Annotated in this window: 18 protein-coding genes and 1 riboswitch; of the genes, 5 read left to right on the forward strand and 13 right to left on the reverse strand. The window is 33.8% G+C overall.

Going from position 1 to position 20271, the window contains the following annotated elements; genetic code table 11:
- Positions 1 to 15: 15 nt before the first annotated feature.
- Both nuoF and nuoE read right to left on the reverse strand, forming a co-directional pair.
- Positions 16 to 1770, reverse strand: coding sequence for an NADH-quinone oxidoreductase subunit NuoF (nuoF, locus tag N4A68_15210; GenBank protein ID MCT4565644.1), 1755 nt, complete (start codon positions 1768 to 1770; stop codon positions 16 to 18).
- Positions 1771 to 1773: 3 nt separating this feature from the next.
- Positions 1774 to 2295, reverse strand: a complete 522-nt coding sequence (gene nuoE / locus N4A68_15215; protein MCT4565645.1) for an NADH-quinone oxidoreductase subunit NuoE — start codon at positions 2293 to 2295, stop codon at positions 1774 to 1776.
- A gap of 699 nt (positions 2296 to 2994) precedes the next feature.
- Positions 2995 to 3095, reverse strand: a riboswitch (glycine riboswitch).
- Positions 3096 to 3936: 841 nt separating this feature from the next.
- Here nuoE and N4A68_15220 point away from each other — a divergent pair.
- Positions 3937 to 4476: a S4 domain-containing protein gene (locus tag N4A68_15220; GenBank protein MCT4565646.1), complete on the forward strand. Its 540-nt coding sequence runs from the start codon at positions 3937 to 3939 to the stop codon at positions 4474 to 4476.
- Between the two features lie 128 nt (positions 4477 to 4604).
- Here the strand turns inward: N4A68_15220 and mglC are convergent, their stop codons facing one another.
- From mglC to N4A68_15260, 8 genes are all read right to left on the reverse strand, one after another.
- On the reverse strand, positions 4605 to 5609 hold the full coding sequence (mglC, locus tag N4A68_15225; GenBank protein ID MCT4565647.1) for a galactose/methyl galactoside ABC transporter permease MglC: 1005 nt from the start codon (positions 5607 to 5609) through the stop codon (positions 4605 to 4607).
- 20 nt (positions 5610 to 5629) lie between these two features.
- Entirely contained in the window at positions 5630 to 7147 is a 1518-nt protein-coding gene (locus tag N4A68_15230; GenBank protein MCT4565648.1) for a sugar ABC transporter ATP-binding protein, read from the reverse strand.
- Positions 7148 to 7290: 143 nt separating this feature from the next.
- Positions 7291 to 8328 carry a galactose/glucose ABC transporter substrate-binding protein MglB gene (mglB, locus tag N4A68_15235; protein MCT4565649.1) on the reverse strand — a complete coding sequence of 346 codons (1038 nt, stop codon included), beginning with the start codon at positions 8326 to 8328 and terminating at the stop codon, positions 7291 to 7293.
- Between the two features lie 254 nt (positions 8329 to 8582).
- The gene (locus N4A68_15240; protein MCT4565650.1) at positions 8583 to 9572 is read right to left on the reverse strand and encodes a substrate-binding domain-containing protein; all 990 of its coding nucleotides are present in this window, start codon (positions 9570 to 9572) and stop codon (positions 8583 to 8585) included.
- Positions 9565 to 11343 (reverse strand): sensor histidine kinase, encoded by a 1779-nt coding sequence (locus N4A68_15245; GenBank protein ID MCT4565651.1) that lies wholly within the window; start codon positions 11341 to 11343, stop codon positions 9565 to 9567. Before N4A68_15245 ends, N4A68_15240 begins: the two co-directional genes overlap by 8 nt.
- Before the next feature lie 7 nt (positions 11344 to 11350).
- Positions 11351 to 13021: a response regulator gene (locus tag N4A68_15250; GenBank protein MCT4565652.1), complete on the reverse strand. Its 1671-nt coding sequence runs from the start codon at positions 13019 to 13021 to the stop codon at positions 11351 to 11353.
- Between the two features lie 306 nt (positions 13022 to 13327).
- Positions 13328 to 13861 carry a spore maturation protein gene (locus N4A68_15255; protein ID MCT4565653.1) on the reverse strand — a complete coding sequence of 178 codons (534 nt, stop codon included), beginning with the start codon at positions 13859 to 13861 and terminating at the stop codon, positions 13328 to 13330.
- Positions 13862 to 13865: 4 nt separating this feature from the next.
- Positions 13866 to 14438 carry a spore maturation protein gene (locus N4A68_15260; GenBank protein MCT4565654.1) on the reverse strand — a complete coding sequence of 191 codons (573 nt, stop codon included), beginning with the start codon at positions 14436 to 14438 and terminating at the stop codon, positions 13866 to 13868.
- A 249-nt stretch (positions 14439 to 14687) separates the two neighbouring features.
- Here N4A68_15260 and N4A68_15265 point away from each other — a divergent pair, with 249 nt between their 5' ends.
- Positions 14688 to 15155, forward strand: coding sequence for a hypothetical protein (locus N4A68_15265; GenBank protein MCT4565655.1), 468 nt, complete (start codon positions 14688 to 14690; stop codon positions 15153 to 15155).
- 178 nt (positions 15156 to 15333) lie between these two features.
- Here N4A68_15265 and N4A68_15270 read toward each other — a convergent pair whose 3' ends face one another.
- Positions 15334 to 15840 carry a flavin reductase family protein gene (locus N4A68_15270; protein MCT4565656.1) on the reverse strand — a complete coding sequence of 169 codons (507 nt, stop codon included), beginning with the start codon at positions 15838 to 15840 and terminating at the stop codon, positions 15334 to 15336.
- Positions 15841 to 15858: 18 nt separating this feature from the next.
- Complete coding sequence (locus N4A68_15275) at positions 15859 to 17286, reverse strand: NAD-dependent succinate-semialdehyde dehydrogenase (GenBank protein MCT4565657.1); 1428 nt, start codon at positions 17284 to 17286, stop codon at positions 15859 to 15861.
- 430 nt (positions 17287 to 17716) lie between these two features.
- Here N4A68_15275 and N4A68_15280 point away from each other — a divergent pair, with 430 nt between their 5' ends.
- The 3 genes from N4A68_15280 to N4A68_15290 all read left to right on the forward strand — a co-directional run bounded on the left by N4A68_15280 (position 17717) and on the right by N4A68_15290 (position 19489).
- Positions 17717 to 18064 carry a YtxH domain-containing protein gene (locus N4A68_15280; GenBank protein MCT4565658.1) on the forward strand — a complete coding sequence of 116 codons (348 nt, stop codon included), beginning with the start codon at positions 17717 to 17719 and terminating at the stop codon, positions 18062 to 18064.
- Positions 18065 to 18209: 145 nt separating this feature from the next.
- Entirely contained in the window at positions 18210 to 18611 is a 402-nt protein-coding gene (locus tag N4A68_15285) for a DUF948 domain-containing protein (GenBank protein ID MCT4565659.1), read from the forward strand.
- 128 nt (positions 18612 to 18739) lie between these two features.
- The gene (locus N4A68_15290) at positions 18740 to 19489 is read left to right on the forward strand and encodes a thermonuclease family protein (protein ID MCT4565660.1); all 750 of its coding nucleotides are present in this window, start codon (positions 18740 to 18742) and stop codon (positions 19487 to 19489) included.
- 82 nt (positions 19490 to 19571) lie between these two features.
- Here the strand turns inward: N4A68_15290 and N4A68_15295 are convergent, their stop codons facing one another.
- A complete protein-coding gene (locus tag N4A68_15295) occupies positions 19572 to 20111 on the reverse strand; it encodes a hypothetical protein (GenBank protein MCT4565661.1) in 540 nt (179 codons plus the stop codon).
- Between the last annotated feature and the right edge of the window lie 160 nt (positions 20112 to 20271).

Raw genomic sequence — 20271 nt, forward strand, 5'->3', positions numbered from 1 at the left:
TTTTCTCACCCCTATCTACATGACTTCTATTGCATTAAACTTACATGCCTTTTTACACTGACCACATTTAATACATTTTTCATTATCTATAAGATGAGGTTGTTTTATCTGGCCCTTAATTGCATCCACGGGACATTTCCTAGCACAAAGCCCACATCCTATACATTTATCCTGCAAGATATTATAAGAAAGTAGATTTTCACATTGCTTAGCCGGACATTTTTTATCATATATATGACTCTCATATTCTTCTCTGAAATATTTGAGGGTACTGAGTACTGGATTTGGAGCAGTTTGTCCAAGACCACATAAAGAACCTTCCTTTATCTTTTGCCCCAGTTCTTCCAACATTTCTATATCTCCATCTTTTCCGTTACCTTCACAAATTCGAGTAAGAATCTCAAGCATTCTTTTTGTACCAATTCTACAGTATATACACTTACCACAGGATTCTTTACGAGTGAATTCAAGGAAGAAACGTGCCATATCTACCATACAAGTGGTTTCATCCATTACTACCATACCACCAGAACCCATAATAGCTCCAGTCTTATTTATGGAATCATAATCAACGGGAGTATCTAAAAGGTGCTTAGGAATACAGCCTCCAGAAGGTCCACCCATCTGAACTGCTTTAAATTCCTTATCTTCTTTAATACCTCCGCCTATATCAAAAATGATTTCTTTAAGACTCATGCCCATAGGCACTTCAACTAAACCACCCTTTTTTATCTTTCCAGTAAGGGCAAAAACCTTAGTTCCATTACTTTTCTCAGTTCCCAGAGCTGCGAAGGCTTTTCCACCCTTTGCAAGTATCCAAGGAACGTTTGCAAAGGTCTCAACATTATTGATATTTGTAGGCTGACCCCAATATCCCTTTTGTGCTGGGAATGGAGGCTTCAACCTAGGCATACCCCTTTCACCCTCTAAGGAAGCAATAAGTGCAGTTTCTTCACCACATACAAAGGCTCCTGCTCCAGCTTTAATTCTTAAATCAAAATTAAATCCTTCTTCATTAAATATTCCTTTTCCTAGGAAGCCCTTTTCCCTAGCCTGGTCTATTGCAATCTTTAGACGAACTATTGCTAAGGGGTATTCTGCTCTAACATAAATGATACCTTCAGAAGCTCCCATGGCATATCCACCAATGATCATTCCTTCAATTAAGTTATGGGGATCGCCCTCTAAAACACTTCTATCCATGAATGCTCCTGGGTCACCCTCATCTGCATTACATACAATATATTTAGTATCTCCAGGTGACTGTTTTGCTGCATTCCATTTAAACCATGTAGGAAATCCTGCTCCACCCCTACCCCTTAATCCTGCTATCTTTATCTCTTCTATTACTTCCTGTGGGCTCATGTCCTTAATACATTTTTCAGCAGCCTTATATCCACCTTTTTCTATATACTCTTCAATATGTTCTGGATTAATGATTCCACAGTTTCTAAGTGCTATTCTCTCTTGCTTATCTAATATCCTTTGATCCACTTCATCTATGGTATATTCACTGACTTTTTGTTTTTCTATAATATGCTTTGCTACTATTTCTTCTACCATTTCAGGCTTTACAGTTACATATCTTGTCTTATCTCCATTATCATCTACCACATCAACGATAGGCTCTAGATGGCACATACCGATACAGCCAGTTAGTGCAAGCTCCACATGAAGATTTTTATCATTTATTTGTTTTTCAAATTCTGTATGAACTTTATTAGCTCCAGCTGCTATACCACAGCTTCCTTGACCAATAACTATCTTCATAACCTACACCTCCTCGCTTTTATTTGACTTGATTTCTCTTATGATTTCCTTTGCCTTATCTGGAGTAAGATTTCCATAGGTCTCTCCATTAATCATCATAACTGGTGATAGACTACAGCATCCAAGACAAGCCACATTTTCTAGGGTAAACAGATTATCCTCTGTTGTTTCACCTTCTTTAATCTTTAGCTCCTCTGTGATAGCTTCTTCAATAGCCTTTGAACCATTAACATGACAGGCAGTACCTTGACATAACATAATTACAAATTCACCAACGGGTTCTAATCTGAATTGGGTATAAAAAGTTGCTACTCCATGAACCTTCGCAGGTTTTACTTTCATCTCTGTAGCTATATAATCTAAAACCTCTATAGGTAGATAGTTATATATATCCTGCGCCTCCTGAAGAACACTAATCAAGCTCCCCGATAAACCCTTGTACTTATCTAATATCGGATCTAGCTTTTTTAAATCAACTTGCAACCTTTTGATACTACCATCCTTATTACCACAACAGCATTGCATTATCTCCACTCCTCTCTACATGCCACACTTAGTAATATTATTAAATTGTATTTTATAGGGAGTCCAGCAAAAACTTTAATTTATACATAGCAAAAGACCCCAAAATATGGGATGTTTTATTATGTATAAATTAATATCTATCTGGAACTCTTAATTTAATTGAATTATTCCATGACATTACTGGAAATAGTGGGAGCCTAATTCCAAACCCTAAAGCTCAACACCTCTTTTAAATCAGATTATATTTTAATCACGATTATGTCATTTGTAAAATTTTATAATAGTTCACTGAGGGCACATCACATATAGGGCTATAAACAATTATTGAAGCTATGACCATACTAGACTTATAGGTCTCCCATATATAATGTAATTTTAAGTAACGATGATCTTTATCTACACATTGCTACATAATAGTTACTTAAATTTAAATCCACTCTAAAACTATTATTTCTATATTTTGATTTATGGAATTAAAACAAAATTTTCAATTCAAACCCACTAGTCTAGCGATGCTTTTGTTACAACATTCAATGAAAATTATAAGATATTACTAGCTTTAAATCCCCTAATAATTTACAAAAAAAGAATACGAATAACACCACCGTCACTCATATTCCTCTGTATTTTTGCCTGAGAGTTTCTACACAGGAAATAATGTATTGCTCCGTCGGCGCCATCTCGGTCTTTCCAGAGTTCCATCAAATAGCGATCCTTTTGCCTGAAAGATTCTATATAGACTTGAGAATCTATATATTGCTTCTTCGGCTCCCTTTTAAGGTATCTCTCGCAATTATCATATGGATATTTATAATTAAGTTTGATATAATTATTAATGTTTATTAATCCTTTTTATAATACCATGATTTTCGAAAATTTTCAACTTTTGCGATCACATAGGTAATTTTTTTTGGCGTTTTTTCAAAATTTTTAGTCTTTTTTGTTGTTTTAAGTAATTTTATTAATAATCAAGGAAACGTTATCCTATGTATTCCATCATCTTATCATACAACTAAGGGATTAATTTGTCAACAAATTGTATAATTGTTCGAATTTTATTGTTTTTTGTACTTAGCCTAATACCATCATTGACAGGCTGACGTATTCTTTGTATAATGATATTTATTAATAGTATTCAATAAAGGAGTAAATTAGTTCTATGAGAAGATTAATTTTTAACATTATCAAGTAATCGAAATTAATATTCGTTAAGAAAGCCTCGAGGATATCCATGAATATCTTTATTTTGTGTTGCTTTCTTTGATAATGTTGAGAATTAGGATTTGCATAGGGTTTTTATTATCTATAGATATTGATTAGAAACCATGCTTATTTTGAGCATGGTTTTTTTAGTCTGTTGACGGAGCCCAATATTTTATGGGCTTTATTTACTAGATGTAACTGTAAAATTTAAGCTTTACAGTAAAATATATCGATATCTTAATCCCATGGACAATTTTAATTGTCTGTGGGTTTTTTTTTACTCATTTTTTGAAGGAAAGGAGGTTAACTTATGCCATCATTTACAAAAAACGTAATGGAGCTTATAAAAACTATTTACAGGTAAGGTGTTGTCTATGTTATTAGCCATAAATATTGACCCGATATACCTTACTTGGAAAATTCAAGGAGGTAGACTAAATGAGTCAAATAGTATTAAATTGGGAGTTATTCGAAGACAAAATCGACAGTATAGAAAGATATTGTTCAGGTTGTGGAAAGAAGGTAATATTCTACGATTCCATGGTTAGAAGACATAATGCCAATGGAAAAAAAATATATAAATATGCTATATATAAATGTGAAAAAGGACATACATGGAATAAAATTATAAATAAGTACTTTTCAAACAACTCAAACACTCTAAGTAATCCCAATTCACTGGAAAGCAATAGATATTCAAAGGAAGAAAAATATAGAAAAAAAGGTGACACAAAAGTAAAAATCGAGAAGTTTTCTGCCATGAAATATAAAAAAGAAAATATTGATAGAATTGATATATTTATAAAAAATAAAAATTGCAAAATTAGACTTGATAAGCTGTTAAATGAAAATTTAATAGATATAAGCAGAACACAGATACAAAATAAAATTAAAGCAAAAGAAATATTAGTTAACGATGTAGAAACAAAATCCAAGTACATTTTAAAAGATGGAGATAAAATTACTATTTTTATTTGATAAATAGGTTATCTTAAAGGGCCGATTGATGGTATGTATAACCCCAATCGGCCCTTTATAAAAATACTTTATAGGGATTTAATTATGTACTTTAAGTTTTTACTATGACCCTTTGTATTGTATGATTCTTATTTCTTAGTTAAATACTTCCTTATATCAAAGGCAACCGCTGTGACAATAATAAGCCCCTTTATTATAAGCTGCCAATAGGGATTTACACCAATGAATGTTAGCCCATAGTTTATTACACTAAATATAAGTACCCCGGCAAGTACTCCCGGTACGGTACCAATACCACCTGAAGTTGATACTCCTCCTACTACACAAGCTGCAATGGCATCCAATTCATACATGGTTCCATAATTATTGGTTGCCCCTCCTGTTCTAGCTGCTTCCAGCACTCCAGCAAGTCCGTAAAGAGCGCCTGCAATAGCATAAAGAGTAAGCAATGTCCGTCCCACATTTATGCCAGATACCTCTGCTGCTTCTTGATTCCCTCCTATGGCATACATATTTTTACCTAAATTTGTCTTGTTATATATGACCCACACTATTATCGATACTGTTATGGCAATCAGCACAATTATTGGAATCGAATAAAGGTATCCTGAACCCAAGTTTGTGAAATCACTTCGTAAGCCCCCTATGGGTTGTGAGTCATTTGGTGAGATATCAAAATAAATGGAGTTTAATCCATAAACAATTACCATAGTACCAAGAGTTGCAATAAAAGGCGGTACACTTAGCTTAGATACAATAAATCCATTCATTAAGCCTGCTATTAATCCCGCAACAACTGCAATCAAAACAGGTATAACTAATGGTAATTTAGGTAAATCGGGAAAAAATCTTCTGATGTAATCCCCTGTTTGAAGCATGGAAGCGGAAAGAACGGCTGCGAGTCCAACAACTCTCCCCGATGATAAATCCACACCTCCTGTTATTAATATAAAGGAAACACCCAACGCTATAATAACCCTCGTTGAGCTTTGCAGTAGAATGTCACGAAGGCATACTAAAGATAAAAAACGGGAATCACAAATGGCAATAACTATTACCAGTACTGCTAAGACTATATAAATTGCATTTTGAAATAATATTTCCTTTGTTTTCTTACTCTCTATACTAACCATATATCTATGACCTCCTTAAATCACAAGCTAAATTCTGTGGCAAGACGCATTATAGCTTCTTCATTAGCATTATTTCCATCTACAAAGCCTGAAAGTTTGCCTTCACACATGACCATTATTCTATCAGACATACCGATAAGCTCTGGCATCTCGGAGGATATCATTATTATACTTTTACCTTGTTTGGCTAAATCAACGATCATTGTATATATTTCATATTTTGCTCCAACATCAATTCCACGGGTCGGTTCATCTAATATCAATATATCTGGCTTAGTAAGAAGCCATCTAGCCAAAAGCACTTTTTGCTGATTTCCACCCGATAAATTTTTAATCAGAGTTTTATAGGAAGGCGTCTTAACCCCCAGCCTTTCAATACTCCTATCAGTATCTTCCCTTCTTTTCTTTTCATCGATAAGGAAAAGAGAGCTTATATATTGCTTTAAATTTGCAACTAACGTATTTTCTTGCACATTTAACACTGGTATTATACCCGTAACACGACGTTCCTCTGTAAGTAATGCAATCCCATGTTTTTTTGCATCAATAGGAGATTTTATTTTAACCTTTTTGCCATCTATAAATATATCTCCTGACTCTACAGATCTCAGTCCGAAAATTGCTTCGACTAATTCTGTCCGTTGAGCGCCTACAAGCCCACCTATACCTAGTACTTCCCCCTTATGTAATTCAAAGGATACATCCTTAAAGGATTTAGGAAAGGGGGATGTAAGTCCTTGAACCTTCAATATAGTCTCACCAATCCCATTACTTCGTGCTGGAAATCTTTGATTAAGATCACGACCTACCATCTTCGATATAATCATATCCGTAGTAATATTGACTGTATCCCAAGTCCCAATTAACCTACCATCTCTCATAATTGTTACCTCATCCGATATTTGGGATATCTCTTCCAGTTTATGGGATATATAAATAATAGAAATGCCCTTATCCTTCAAGCGGTTTATTAATCTAAACAGGTGCTTCACTTCATTATCCGTTAATGAGGATGTTGGTTCATCCATGACTATGATTTTTGAGTTATAGGAAATGGCTTTAGCTATTTCCACCAATTGTACTTCAGATACAGACAAATTTTTAATTATAGTCCTTGGTTCTATATTCATATCAAGGTCTAAAAAAAGTTTTTTTGTATCCGCATACATTTTCTTATGATCTATAAAACTAAAGGGTCCGTACCCCTTATTTGGAAATCTTCCAAGCCATATATTTTCCATTACACTTCTATAGGGTACTGGATGAAGCTCCTGGTGGATCATTGAAATACCGTTATTAAGTGCAACCCTTGAATTATATATATCGATCTTTTTGTCGTTTAGAATAATTTCGCCAGAATCCTGCTTATATATTCCAAATAAGCATTTCATAAGTGTAGATTTCCCTGCACCATTTTCACCCATAAGTGCATGTACACTTCCTCTACGGACTTTTAAAGTTACATTATCCAACGCCTTTACGCCGGGAAATTCCTTTGACATATCATTCATTTCCAGCAAGTAATTACTTTTACTCATTCAACCACCCCCTGGGTACTTGTTTTTAGATAGAAACCTTTTATTGCCATGGGTTTTAATAGAAAACAAGGGCCAATTTTTTATTGTACCCCTGCTTTCTTCTAAGAATTTAAATTTTTCTAAGGGATTGTTACTATAATAATTTACTTAGCATCATCCATATTTTCTTTCGTTATTTTTTTATAAGGTATCCATACATATTTTTCATCGGTTATTTCGTATCCAGCATTTTCTTTGTTTGGAGTTTCCCCTTTGGCAAGAACATATGCTAGATTGAATGTAGCTTTACCTTGGTTCTTAGCATCGTTTAGCACTGTTCCAAGAAGGGTTCCATCTTCAAGTGCCTTTAGTGCAGGTGCCGTTGCGTCAACTCCAACTACGGGCATATACTTATCCCCTGTAAAATATCCGGAAGCCTTTAATGCTTCTATTGCTCCCAGTGCCATATCATCATTATTAGCAAATACAGCCTCTATATTATCTCCATGGGAAGCTATGAATGCAGCCATTTTTTCTTGACCCTTCACACGGTCCCACATTCCAGTATCTTCAGCAAGCTTTTCAACCTTTATCCCTGCATCTTCAACGGCCTTAACAGAGAATTTGGTACGTAATTCTGCATCTTGATGTCCTGGTTCTCCCTTCAACATAACATATTGTAAAACTCCGTCCTTATTTTTATCTGCATCCGGGTTAGCTTTCCAATAATCTACTATAAGCTGACCAGATATTGTTCCAGATTCTTCAGCCTTTGCACCTACATAATACACCTTATCCCATTTTTTCATGTCCTCGGGTAGAGGTTCCCTATTTAAAAATACAACTGGCACATCTGCTTTCTTTGCTTTATCGATGATCACTCCTGCGGCAGTACGATCAACGGGATTTATTGCTAGGGCATTGACTTTCTTAGTAATAAAAAGATCTACCTTATCATTTTGTGTTGGTTGTGAGTTTTGACTATCAACAATATCTACCTGTGCTTTACCCTCTGCACTTGCAGATATTTCATTACGAACGCCAGTCATAAATGTATCATCAAATTTGTAGATTGCAACTCCGATTTGTATATCTCCACCGTCGTTACTACTATTTGTGGCACTGTTACCACATGCAGAAAGTATACTGATTAAAAGTGTGATTACGGTAATAAATACAACAATTTTTCTCCCTTTTTTCATAGTTACAATTTCCCCCTTACATTTTTTATAATTCAAGTCCCAATACATAGAAATTTCAAAAATTTCTGACTTGCCTTAAATATATCATCAACAAAAATATAAATTAATATAAAATTCTACAGTTTTATATTGAAATACTACTATATTTTTACTGATCCCTTATATCCACTACCTTAATTTGAGTAAAATTTCTCTACAACAAATGATATGCAATAAAAAAATGGCCTTCAAGCCACTTATTATAAACACATTATTCATTTTACAAATGGAAACAAAAGTTTCTGATTTTCAGGCAAATACATATTTTCTATATTTATTACCTTTGAACCCGTGTCTATACGTTTTTTTATGTCCTTCTTTTCTAGGGCTTTAACTGCATTTTTTACCCCCAAATACCCCATACTAAAGGGGTTTTGAATAATTGTGGCCTGTATCACTCCCCCTTCTAAGTATTCAATCTCCTCGGGAGTGCTATCGAAGGTTACTACTTTTACTTTTCCTGCTAAATTCATTTCATCTATTGCCTTTGCAACGCCTATGGAGGATATTGCATTTAAAGCAACTATTGCATCAACATCTTCATTCTCTCGAATAATCTTTTTTGTTAGTATTACAGCACGCTCTATGTTTGAAAGACAATATTCCTTTGAGATCACATTTATTCCGCTATACTGTGAGATTATATTTGAAAATCCTTTTTCCCTTTGCTCTCCATTCCCTGTACCCTTCACAAAACCCATGATGGCTATATTACCTTTTTTTCCTATCATGCTTATAAGTATTTCCGCAGCTTTTTTACCCGCATCAAAATTATCGGTTCCTATGAAGCTGTTATATTTTTCTGTATTAACCTCAGAATCAATTATTATTATTGGAATTTTCCTATCATATGCTTTTTCGATTACTTCTACGAGCCCATTATAATCACTTGCCGCCACTATAATGGCATCGGCTTTGTTATCAATTGCCCTATTAACTAATTCTATCTGACCTTCTATATCTTCTTCACCATAGGGTGCATTAAAATCTATATCTACATTAAATTCCTTAGCTGCAGTATCTGCTCCCATTTTTACAGTTTTCCAGTAGTCACCACTTTTCATTTTTACAATAAAAGCTATATTTCTTTTTTGTTCATTTTTATTAACAACAGCACTCTTATTACATGCTGCTAAGGATAAGCAAAGTATAATTATGAGGAAAGTGATCAAAAGCTTTTTTATCCTATACATTTCTTTATTCATAATCTTCCTCCTCAATTAAAGGCAGCCATATCTTCACTGAGGTACCCTCTTCTAATTCACTTTCAATTTCAAGACCATATTCATTTCCAAAATAAAGTCTTATCCTTTCATGTACGTTTTTAACCCCTACTCCAAAGGTTTTTTTATCTATTGCTTCCCGGGAAAGTATGTTTTCAAGGATATCTTTTTTCATTCCTAAACCATTATCCCTTACTTCAAATAGTAATTTCCCATCCATGATTCTTCCCCATATGGTAATTAAGCCTTCATCAACCATATATTCGATTCCATGATATATTGCATTTTCAATAATAGGCTGCAAAATTAACTTTAGGGTCTTATATTTAAGAATCTCTTCCTGAACTTGAAAACTAAACTCAAACTTGTTTTTGTATCTCATCTTTTGAATAATCAAATAGTTTCTGGCATGTATAAGCTCTTCATTTACTGTAATTATATGTTTCCCCTTACTTATACTTATTCTGAACAATCTAGCTAGTGAAGTAACCATTGTTATTACATCTCCACTTTTCTCGTTTTCCGCCATCCATACAATAGAGTCTAAGGTATTGTAGAGAAAATGGGGATTTATCTGGGCTTGAAGGGCATTGAGTTCACTCTTGCGTTTTGCCTCCTGTTCAACCACTATCTGATTCATTAGCTGCCTTATCCTCGATATCATCATATTGAAGGTCTTTGAAAGCCTTACAACTTCATCTTCACCTTTAATATCAATATTAATATCAAAACGACCCTCCTCCACCATTTTCATGGACTGCTCAAGCTGCTTTATGGGCTGAGATATTTTTGCCGAAATAAATGCGAGTATTACTATAAAGAATACTACTCCAAAGAATAAAATCCATTTAACAAATATGCTTGTTTCCTTTTTAGTAGCTGCTATCTCATCCATATAAAATACCCCGACTATTTTCCAATCGGCATAGGGCAATGTATTTATTGTGAGCATCCTTTTTTCACCATTTAAATCTTGAATAAAATTGCCATAGCTATATTTTATAAAATCATAATGGTTTTCATATTTTAGACCCACATAAACTAACTGCTGCTGGGGATGAAAAATAATACTTCCGTTGGAATGCATGATATAGACATAACCTTTTTTTCCTAGATTAACCCTCTGACAAATCTCTTCTATGGTTCTAAAGTTCATATCTATTAATAATACACCTTTAACTGGTTTGTTGTTTTTCATAAATGTTACCTTCCTACTTAAGGACACAACCCAATTATGTTTTTTAGGAAATAAGTTCTGTACATGGGGGGAGGAAAAATAAAGGTTATCACTGTTTTTTGAGTGTATTTGGAACCAATCTTGGTTAGATAAAACTACATTGTTCTTTAATGGAAGTGATGGCGCACAGGCAACTGCATCTTCGTCTTCGGTGAATAGTGCTATGGTCACTATATCCTTTCTAGTACTTAAAATTATATTCATATATTCTTCTAGCTTTGATCTAGAGGAATATTGATTGATATTTATATTATTTTCCAATAGATCAGAGATTTCTATCATGCTTCTCATATAATGATCTAGATTCATATTTACCTGTTCTACCACCTCTTCATTACTAATTGAAGTATTTTGTTCAGCGATATCGGAAAACTTTTTATATAATGTTAATGCTACAAATAACATGGCGAGAACAGTTATAAACGTAAATGATACAGTTATAATGAATTGTAGACTTCTAAAGCTCAGACCCCCTACCAACCTGGTAAATATTCTTTTTTCTTTCTTACCCTCCATGGCATCATCACCTCAGCTTCCTATGGTTTTGGAAGCTCTTTCTATATGATGTAGGGGATATGCAAAGATTTTTTTTAAAGCAATAACTGAAATAGTTTGGCTCTGAGTAGCCCACCCGTTCAGCTATCTCAAAGTTTTTGAAATTAGTTGTTCTCAATAATTCCTTTGCTGCCTCCATACGAGTTTGGGTGAGATAGTTTATAAATGTCATCTTGGTTTCCCTTTTAAATATTGAGCTAAAATAAGTTGGACTTATATATAGATATTTACACATCTTGTCTATGGTAATATCCTTTTCGTGATAATTATTATTAACATAGTCCTTTGCTTTGTCTACAAGAAGCCGATAGCTATCCCTTCTATTTTTTGTAATGAAATTCATTACTTTAATACAGATTTCAGTAACCCAATTTTGTATTTCGATAAGGTCATAGAACCTATTTAATTCAAAGAATAGATTATAATTTTCACCAAAAATTTGTTCAATATCTATATTTAGATTTCTAGCTTCCTTAAGTATGGTTGTCAGCATTTCATAAATATATATCTGACCATGATTTAGGGATACTTGGCTATCAATAATTTCTTTGAATAGGTGTTTAACAGTATTTTCTATGTCAATAGGGGTTCCTACCTTTAGATTGCTAACAAGTAGATGCTCCTTGTCTTCATCAAATACTATTCGTTCCTTCCTTTTTGGTTCAATGTCATCTATAAAAATAATTCTATTATTACCTATAACCAACCTATAATCTAGTGCGCATAAAGCATTGTCATAGGACTCCTTTGCCAAGCCAATGTCATTAAATATGGTTCCTATTCCGATTGTAACCGTCAGCTTTAATAGCTTCTCAATAGCTACTCCAATCTCCTGGAATAATGAATTTATTTTGCCCATAACCATGTCTCTATGCTTCTCATGGGAGCAAACTAATACAACTATATACTCATTATGTATAAAAACATTTCCAAGTCCACGTTTTTTCACAATCTCATCACATATATTCAGTACTGCAAATTTCATGAGTTCTTTTTCTTCCCAATTACTTAATATTTCCATATCCTTTGGCAACTTTTTTTTCTTCTTTGGGTTATAGGTATAATGATATTGGTCAATATTTAGAGTGGCTACAATAAATGTACTACCGGATAAATCTATCATATAATTATTTGCCTTTTCATAGATTTCATCTTGTCCCAATTGTTTTGTGATGAGTGAAGCTAAAAATTTTTCCCTTAATATGGGAAGACTCTTGGTGTACATTTTTCTTAAAGCTTTGATATCTTCCTTTTCTGCTATTTCTTCATCCATTATGGATCTTACTTTTTCAAGTATTTGTATGAATTCCTTTGATGAAATGGGCTTCAATACATAGTCAACAACATTTAGCTTGACTGCTTTTTGAGCATATTCAAACTCATCAAAGCCCGTAAGTATTATTATTTTTGTCCCAGGAAATTTTTCCATGATCATCTTTGTAAGTTCAATTCCATCCATAAAAGGCATTTTTATATCTGTTATAACGACATCGGGTATAATTTTTTCCCCTATTTCAAGGGCCTCTCTTCCATTTTCCGCTTCCCCGACAACCTCAAATCCATATTTTTGCCACTCAATTTTCTTTAATATACCTTTTCTTACTTCTTCTTCATCATCAACAAGTATTAATTTATACATGCTAACCTCCATGATAATAAATTAGAATTTCTAGAGAAATACTAAAGATACTATAGATATTCCAGTCAAATAATTGATTTATACACATCAAAAATCCCTAGAAACATCGTATATTTTGAAATGTATAAATTAAATTTAACTTTGGGAAATCTATATTCATTGAAGAATTTACATAGATGTAATTATAATTTAAAAGCTAGTCCCCTAAATATATATTCAACAATTCATATCTTTAATCCTTTTAATAATATGGAATTTTATCCTAATTATTTCAATAATTGAGTAATATCCTTGGCATCTCTTAACCTATCCAAAAATCATCCTACACACCACTACGGAGGCTATTACTCCAGCCATATGGGCTATAAGGGCAGAGGTTAGGGTGTGTCTTGACTTTTTTACTCCTATTGCTCCAAAATATATTGCCATGGTATAAAATATGGTTTCCGATGAGCCCATCATGGTTGAGGCAATACGTCCTACGAGGGAGTCGGCTCCGTATGTGTGGACTATATCCTTGACCATGGCCAATGAACCACTGCCTGAGATGGGTTTTAGAATAGCTAAGGGGATTATTTCCTTTGGAAGTCCAATTAGTTTTCCCGGTATGAGGAGTAGCTTTGAAAATACCTCTAGGGCTCCAGACTCTTTGAATATCCCTATAGCTAAGAATATGGCTATGAGATAGGGCATTATTTTAATGGATGTTTTAAAACCCTCTGAAGCACCTTCTACAAAGGTATCATAGAGTTTTACACCCTTTATATATCCATGAACCAGTATTATTGTTATCATAAGAGGAATAGCACCTATTGAAATAATACTTAATATTTTATACATAGGTCTACTTCCCCTCCATTATCTTACAAACTGTAATACCTACTATGGTTGATACGATAGTTGCTATTAAGGTGGTGGATATTATTTCCGTTGGATCTGCTGAACCTGCATCGGCCCTTACCTTTAGGACAGTAAGGGGTATCAGCTGTACCGATGACATATTGATTACTAAAAACATAGCCATAGCGTTAGTTGCTGTATCCTTTTTATCATTGAGGGTTTGTAGTTCCTCCATTGCCTTAAGTCCTAAAGCCGTAGCTGAGTTTCCAGCACCAAACATATTGGCGGCCATATTCATTATGATAGCTGTATTTGCAGGATGATTTTTAGGTATCTCTGGGAAAATAAATCTTAATAGAGGGCTAAGTATTTTTCCCATACTTTTTATCAGTCCAGATTTTTCTGCTATTTTCATGAGTCCCAGCCAAGTAGCCATAATACCCGTAAGACCTATTGCAAAGGTTACAGCCTCTCCTGTATTTTCTATAACCACCCGATTTATCATATCTAAATTCCCATTTATAACTGCAAATACTATTCCTATACCAATCATAAAAAACCAAATAATATTGATCATTATAGCCTCCAGTATGAAAGCGACTGACATCGCTTTATAGTTGCAAATTTCAGGTTCTAAGCTGTAAGTAAAAACTGTTGTGGTCAACCCCTTTAAGGTTAACTCCTTCTTTTAAGTCATATAGAAGAGATACTATGATTTCTATGTTTTATAGAATTATATGATTAGAAAGTATTAAATATTATGGAAAGAGTGCTAGGGAATGTAATATTTTCTATTGAATTCTGGATTCCGTTGTGGTACAAATATATGGAGACAGCTATTGATAGAATTACATACTTTAAGATAAAAGGACGTGATCATTTGTCACAAACAAAGCTTCAGCCACTTTTAAATAGCTTAAAGCAAAGCACTATTGAGAAATTCGATATAAATGTTCCAAAGGAAAAAATATCTATAGATATCAAACCCAATAGCAATTCCGATGATAAGGTGAAAATAACCTTCGAAGAGGTCTTTTCTTTTTACTTCATAAACGATGAGGGTAATTTAAGTCAAAAGTCTTGCTTTGACTATACTAAGCTTAATTCAATAGGCTACTATGAAAATGGATTGGGGGAGTTTGCCAATTTTAATTGTCCAGATGATGAAATAACAGAGAAGGATATTGCTTTACCTAATTTTGCGTTAGAACTCATTGATTCATGTATATTTATAGAGGCGAGAAGCATAAAAATAGATGACAAGAATTTTAGGGTAGGGTATCCCAGTATATAGGCAAAAACATTGGGAAATGCTTTTGTAGCTGTTAGTCCCGAGTTACGAGCTTCTGGGTCATTCTTTTAGTGCTAAGAAATAAGACATGGATTTTAACTAATAGTCCTATAGCAAATAAAGGCAAAGCCTAATACCAAGCTTTGCCTTTATTTTATCTATAACCGGTTAGCCATTGAAGCTATTCTTTTATATAGCTTGCTACTATCTCACCATAATAAATCACATGGAAATCATTGTCTGAATATTTAACTTCCCTTATTTTTTTATCTATGTTACTTGGCTCCATAGCCTGCTTATATACTATCCTGCATTCATAGTGAAGGTCACACTCACCGATTATTGGAGTATCGACTACCTTGCCCTTCTCAGCAGTTAGATTACATTCCTTAAACTTATCAATCTCTCTCTTTGATTTTGTACCACATATGCCTAATTCCTTTTTCATATCCTTGGAAAGAGGTATACTTACAGTAAATTCATCTGTTTTTTCAAGTAGCTCATATGTGTATCTAGAATAACGTACCATCACTGTAAATATGGGCTTACTCCATATAACTCCTATATTTCCCCATCCTATTGTCATGGTATTTAATTCACCTCCACCCTTTACGGTGAGAAAGGCTCCCCTTTGAAGCTGATCCAACATTTCCTTTGACATTTCATTATAAGCTATGTCCTTTAACATAAAAATCACCTCATTTTTTTATAAACCTATGGAAATATATTTTACTTCTAAAAATTCTTCTATACCAAAATGTCCACCTTCTCTACCTATGCCACTTTCTTTAAATCCCCCAAAGGGTGCTTGTGCAGTAGAAGGCTTACCATCATTTAGTCCTACAATACCATATTCAAGGGCCTCGCTTATCCTTAAACCCCTTGAAAGGGATTCAGTAAATACATAGGCAGCCAATCCATAATTTGTATTGTTAGCTAATCCTATTACCTCTTCCTCTGTTTTAAAAACAGCAACGGGTACCACTGGCCCAAAGGTTTCTTCTTCCATTATTATCATATCATGTTTTATGCATGATAGTACAGTGGGTTCAAAGAAATATCCAGCATCCTGATGCTGCCCTTCATGTCTTCCCCTACCCCCTGCTTCTATTTTTGCTCCCTTAGATACTGCATCATCTATATGTTGATTTATTTTTTCATATCCAGCCCTATCAATAATCGGTCCAATATCAACATTTGCCTCCAGGCCATTTCCTATTTTCATTTCTTTAACCCTATTAGCTAGCTTTTCTATGAAACTATGCTGTACTTCTTCCTGAACATAAATTCTATTAGTGGCTATACATACCTGTCCTCCGTTTCTAAATTTGGATACTAAAACACCTTCTACAGCCTTATCTAGGTCTGCATCATCGAAAACTATAAGGGGCGCATGTCCCCCAAGCTCTAAGGATATATTTTTAACGGTTTTTGAAGCTTGAGACATTAAAAGTTTGCCAACCTCAGTAGACCCTGTAAATGTAATTTTTCTAACTCTGCTATCCTCCATCATCGTATTTCCTATTTCTTTAGCTGATCCGGTTACTAAATTAGCCACTCCCTTTGGAAAGCCAGCCCTTTCAAAAAGCTCAAAGAGTTTTATTGCAGTTAGGGGAGTATTGAATGCAGGTTTAACAATTATAGTACATCCTGCCGCTAAAGCCGGTGCCATTTTTCTAGTAATCATAGCAGCGGGGAAATTCCATGGGGTTATTGCCCCAACGACTCCTACGGGCTGTTTATGTACGAGTATCCTTTTATTTTCTGCTGATGCTGGAATAGTTTCACCATATATCCTCTTTCCCTCTTCCGAATACCATTCTATGAATTTAGCACCGTATACAACTTCACCAATAGCTTCTGCCAAGGGCTTACCCTGCTCTAGGGTCATGATTCTTCCTATCTCTTCTTTTTCATCCATGACTAATTCATACCATTTTTTTAGATATTTACATCTTTCTTCGGCGGGAAGCTTTGACCATTTTCCAAAGGCCTCATATGACGCTTCTATAGCTCTTTTTGTTTCACCCGTACTCCCCATTGGCACTGTACCTACTAATTCACCATTTGCGGGATTAATAACCTCGAATGTTTTTTTGCTATGGGCTTCAACCCATTGTCCATTTAGAAACATTTTGAATTCCATATCCTTTTTCACCTCTTATTTATGATATCTGAGGAAATTACATAATCACTTTCTATAAAAGCCATCTACCACATGTGAGTTTAAAATCCCAAAGGCTATACCCTATGTATTATACAACTTAGCCAAATAAGAGTTATACAATTTCCTCATCTAAATATAATTATACACATATAGAGAGTTTAGGTTAAATCCTAATTTATACATATGAAAATATATAATATTTCAAAACAATTATAAAATCAGGACAAAAACTACTATATTTTAAAAAATGTGCATATATTTTAATAATGTTTATAGTAAAGATAAACAACTTCAAGGTTTAATATATTTCAAAGAAAAAATGTAGAAGCATTCATTATTTTCTATGAGATATATTTTGAATTAATATAATTATTTTGAAGGCGAGGAGGTGTATTATATGTTTGGCTTTGTTAGAAGGAGAGAGTTAGAGGCTAGAAGAAAGGGCTTTTCTAAGGGGATAACCATAGGAGCTGTGCTTGGCAGTCTTGTTGGAGGCCTCACAGGTGTATTGACTGCTCCTGATTCTGGAGAAAATACCCGTAGAAGACTTCAAGAGAATGCTTTGGAAATCAAGGATAGTGTTGAAAATGATTTGCTTGAAGCTAAGGATAAAATAAATGGTGAAATTGCTCAATCAATTGAATGGTTAAGAAAAGAAATTTCTGATGCAAAGGAAGTATTTAAAATGCAAAAAATTGAATGTGAAGCAAGTGATGATAAAGACTTGGATGAAGAAGCTCTGTAAAATACTTTATATAAATTGGGTATGAAAAGAAGGGAATTTCACATTATTTGTAGAAATACTATAACTTCAAAGGATAAATAATATTTGATACTGGCTTTTACATTTAGATATACTTAAAGGCTATTATCTTAAATGGAGTGATTTTATGAATAATATAACAATTACACTTAGTGATTTAGGTCTGATGCTATTATGGGCGGCTTTGTTGGTTTTAATTTTTTATCTAATATTGGTTCTTAAAAAGTTTAATGATACTTTGAAGGAAGTCAGATATATATTATCACACAACAAGGAAAATATTGAAAAGACCCTAAATGAAATGCCTTCTATAGCTAAAAATATTGATGAAATAACAGGTGAAGTTTCCCATGATGTAAAGGCCGTGAGGGATACAGTAGAGACCATAACTGAAAAAAGCGGTGCTGCCGCAAAATCCCTTGACGATACTGACAGTATAATAACAGGTGTGACCTCTGTTATACAGCTAGCCATATTTGTTAAGAATTTCTGGGAAAATATCCTTCCTAAGAAAAGAAGAGTTGTTTAAAATAAATATAAGGGGTCGTCTCAAAGGACGATCCCTTTTTTATTTTCTTCAAATACGTACAAATGTTTGCTATACTATAGATATACTTATAGAATATCACAGTTTAAACCTACCACTAGGAGGCTAAAATGAAAAGAACATTTATTTTTATAATTATTGGATTGCTACTTTTTCTGTTCTTACCGGATTTTGTGAAGGAGTCTCCAACCGTTGATAATAGCTCTTCAAACTTTTTCAGTACTATTAGAGAAGCTTCAGTAAAAACAAGGGCTAGTATAGATAAACATTTTACACCGGAGGATAGAGAAGAATTAAAGAGGGATATTTCCAATTTAGCATATAAGCTGCGTAATATCATTACCAGGGAAGAACTAACAAACATAAAAAATAAAGCAGTTGATCTTGTAAAGGAAATAAATAACTCCATATGGAATAATCTTGGTGATTCTGATTATGAAAAGGCCGTTGTTAAAAGGGTTGTTGACGGAGATACTATTGAAGTCATTTTAAACGGTATAAAAGAAAAAATAAGATTTATTGGTGTGAACACTCCAGAAAGTGCTGGAAAATATAAATACAAGCCCCAGCCCTATGGAAAAGAAGCTAGTAAATTTACTAATTCTTCATTATTAGGTAAGGTTATTTATCTAGAAAAGGATGTTGGTGACAAGGACAAGTATGGTCGTCTTCTAAGATACGTATGGCTTACTGAACCTTCTAAGGGTAACTTAGAGGAAAATATGTTTAATGCCATCCTACTTAGGGAGGGCTATGGTAGAGTAATGACTATACAGCCCAATGTAAAATATCAAAGGATTTTTACCCAGCTTGAAAGAGAAGCTAGAAAAAATAATAAGGGACTTTGGAGATTTAAGTGATACATAGGAGCGACAAGGAATAGTCTTGGACTGATGGAAAAGTAAGCAACAACTTTTGATGAAGCTACTTCCAAATAGCCCCTCAGGATTCTTCTGCTGATGCTATTTGCTTCTGGGCTGTTTGCTTTTCTCTCAAGGTTTCGATAATACCTAATTCATTATGAAAATTATGCAATGTTGAGAATCTATATTTCTTATTTCTTTTTTCACGTTGCTTTAAAACAGATTTTATATATCCATTTATGTATTGGATAATCATGTTCTCTATAGATTTATAGTTTTGCTCTAAAATTTTTCGCTGTGCATTTGGGATTTTTGGGTTTTGTGGGAATTCTATATAGGATAGCTCGTTAACAATTAATATTTTTCTAAAATCTAATCCCGCATTGGGTTTTTCTTTAGTAGGAACAGGATAGCCTATAACCCCATACTTCCCGTTGGAAATAGTCTGACTTCTTAAGGGAACAAAAATATTATTATTTTTGTATTTAATATTTAAAAACATATAATTTCGTTTTATCTGCTTATCTGTGTCGTACGGGTCTAACATTTCTACAAAATGTGTATTTTTGTTAAAATAATCTTTTTTTATAAAAACTATATTATATGTTGTTTTAGCCATTATAACCTAATCCTATCTTTTATTATATTTAAAAAGGAACATCTTTCGATGCTCCTTTTCTTTTACTTTCTTCGGTTTTTTATTAGCCAGGCACTTCCGATAAACGCCTCAAACTTTCTTCGGTTTTTTATTAGCCAGGCACTTCCGATAAACGCCTCAA

The sequence above is a fragment of the Maledivibacter sp. genome (assembly GCA_025210375.1).
Classification (GTDB): domain Bacteria; phylum Bacillota; class Clostridia; order Peptostreptococcales; family Caminicellaceae; genus JAOASB01.

What these genes read in the sequence shown, in the direction of transcription:
- nuoF (MCT4565644.1), bottom strand. Translation starts at nt 1,770, where the DNA reads ATGAAGATAGTTATTGGTCAAGGAAGCTGTGGTATAGCAGCTGGAGCT.
- nuoE (MCT4565645.1), bottom strand. Translation starts at nt 2,295, where the DNA reads ATGCAATGCTGTTGTGGTAATAAGGATGGTAGTATCAAAAGGTTGCAA.
- N4A68_15220 (MCT4565646.1), top strand. Translation starts at nt 3,937, where the DNA reads ATGAGTCAAATAGTATTAAATTGGGAGTTATTCGAAGACAAAATCGAC.
- mglC (MCT4565647.1), bottom strand. Translation starts at nt 5,609, where the DNA reads ATGGTTAGTATAGAGAGTAAGAAAACAAAGGAAATATTATTTCAAAAT.
- N4A68_15230 (MCT4565648.1), bottom strand. Translation starts at nt 7,147, where the DNA reads ATGAGTAAAAGTAATTACTTGCTGGAAATGAATGATATGTCAAAGGAA.
- mglB (MCT4565649.1), bottom strand. Translation starts at nt 8,328, where the DNA reads ATGAAAAAAGGGAGAAAAATTGTTGTATTTATTACCGTAATCACACTT.
- N4A68_15240 (MCT4565650.1), bottom strand. Translation starts at nt 9,572, where the DNA reads ATGAATAAAGAAATGTATAGGATAAAAAAGCTTTTGATCACTTTCCTC.
- N4A68_15245 (MCT4565651.1), bottom strand. Translation starts at nt 11,343, where the DNA reads ATGGAGGGTAAGAAAGAAAAAAGAATATTTACCAGGTTGGTAGGGGGT.
- N4A68_15250 (MCT4565652.1), bottom strand. Translation starts at nt 13,021, where the DNA reads ATGTATAAATTAATACTTGTTGATGATGAAGAAGAAGTAAGAAAAGGT.
- N4A68_15255 (MCT4565653.1), bottom strand. Translation starts at nt 13,861, where the DNA reads ATGTATAAAATATTAAGTATTATTTCAATAGGTGCTATTCCTCTTATG.
- N4A68_15260 (MCT4565654.1), bottom strand. Translation starts at nt 14,438, where the DNA reads ATGATCAATATTATTTGGTTTTTTATGATTGGTATAGGAATAGTATTT.
- N4A68_15265 (MCT4565655.1), top strand. Translation starts at nt 14,688, where the DNA reads ATGGAGACAGCTATTGATAGAATTACATACTTTAAGATAAAAGGACGT.
- N4A68_15270 (MCT4565656.1), bottom strand. Translation starts at nt 15,840, where the DNA reads ATGTTAAAGGACATAGCTTATAATGAAATGTCAAAGGAAATGTTGGAT.
- N4A68_15275 (MCT4565657.1), bottom strand. Translation starts at nt 17,286, where the DNA reads ATGTTTCTAAATGGACAATGGGTTGAAGCCCATAGCAAAAAAACATTC.
- N4A68_15280 (MCT4565658.1), top strand. Translation starts at nt 17,717, where the DNA reads ATGTTTGGCTTTGTTAGAAGGAGAGAGTTAGAGGCTAGAAGAAAGGGC.
- N4A68_15285 (MCT4565659.1), top strand. Translation starts at nt 18,210, where the DNA reads ATGAATAATATAACAATTACACTTAGTGATTTAGGTCTGATGCTATTA.
- N4A68_15290 (MCT4565660.1), top strand. Translation starts at nt 18,740, where the DNA reads ATGAAAAGAACATTTATTTTTATAATTATTGGATTGCTACTTTTTCTG.
- N4A68_15295 (MCT4565661.1), bottom strand. Translation starts at nt 20,111, where the DNA reads ATGGCTAAAACAACATATAATATAGTTTTTATAAAAAAAGATTATTTT.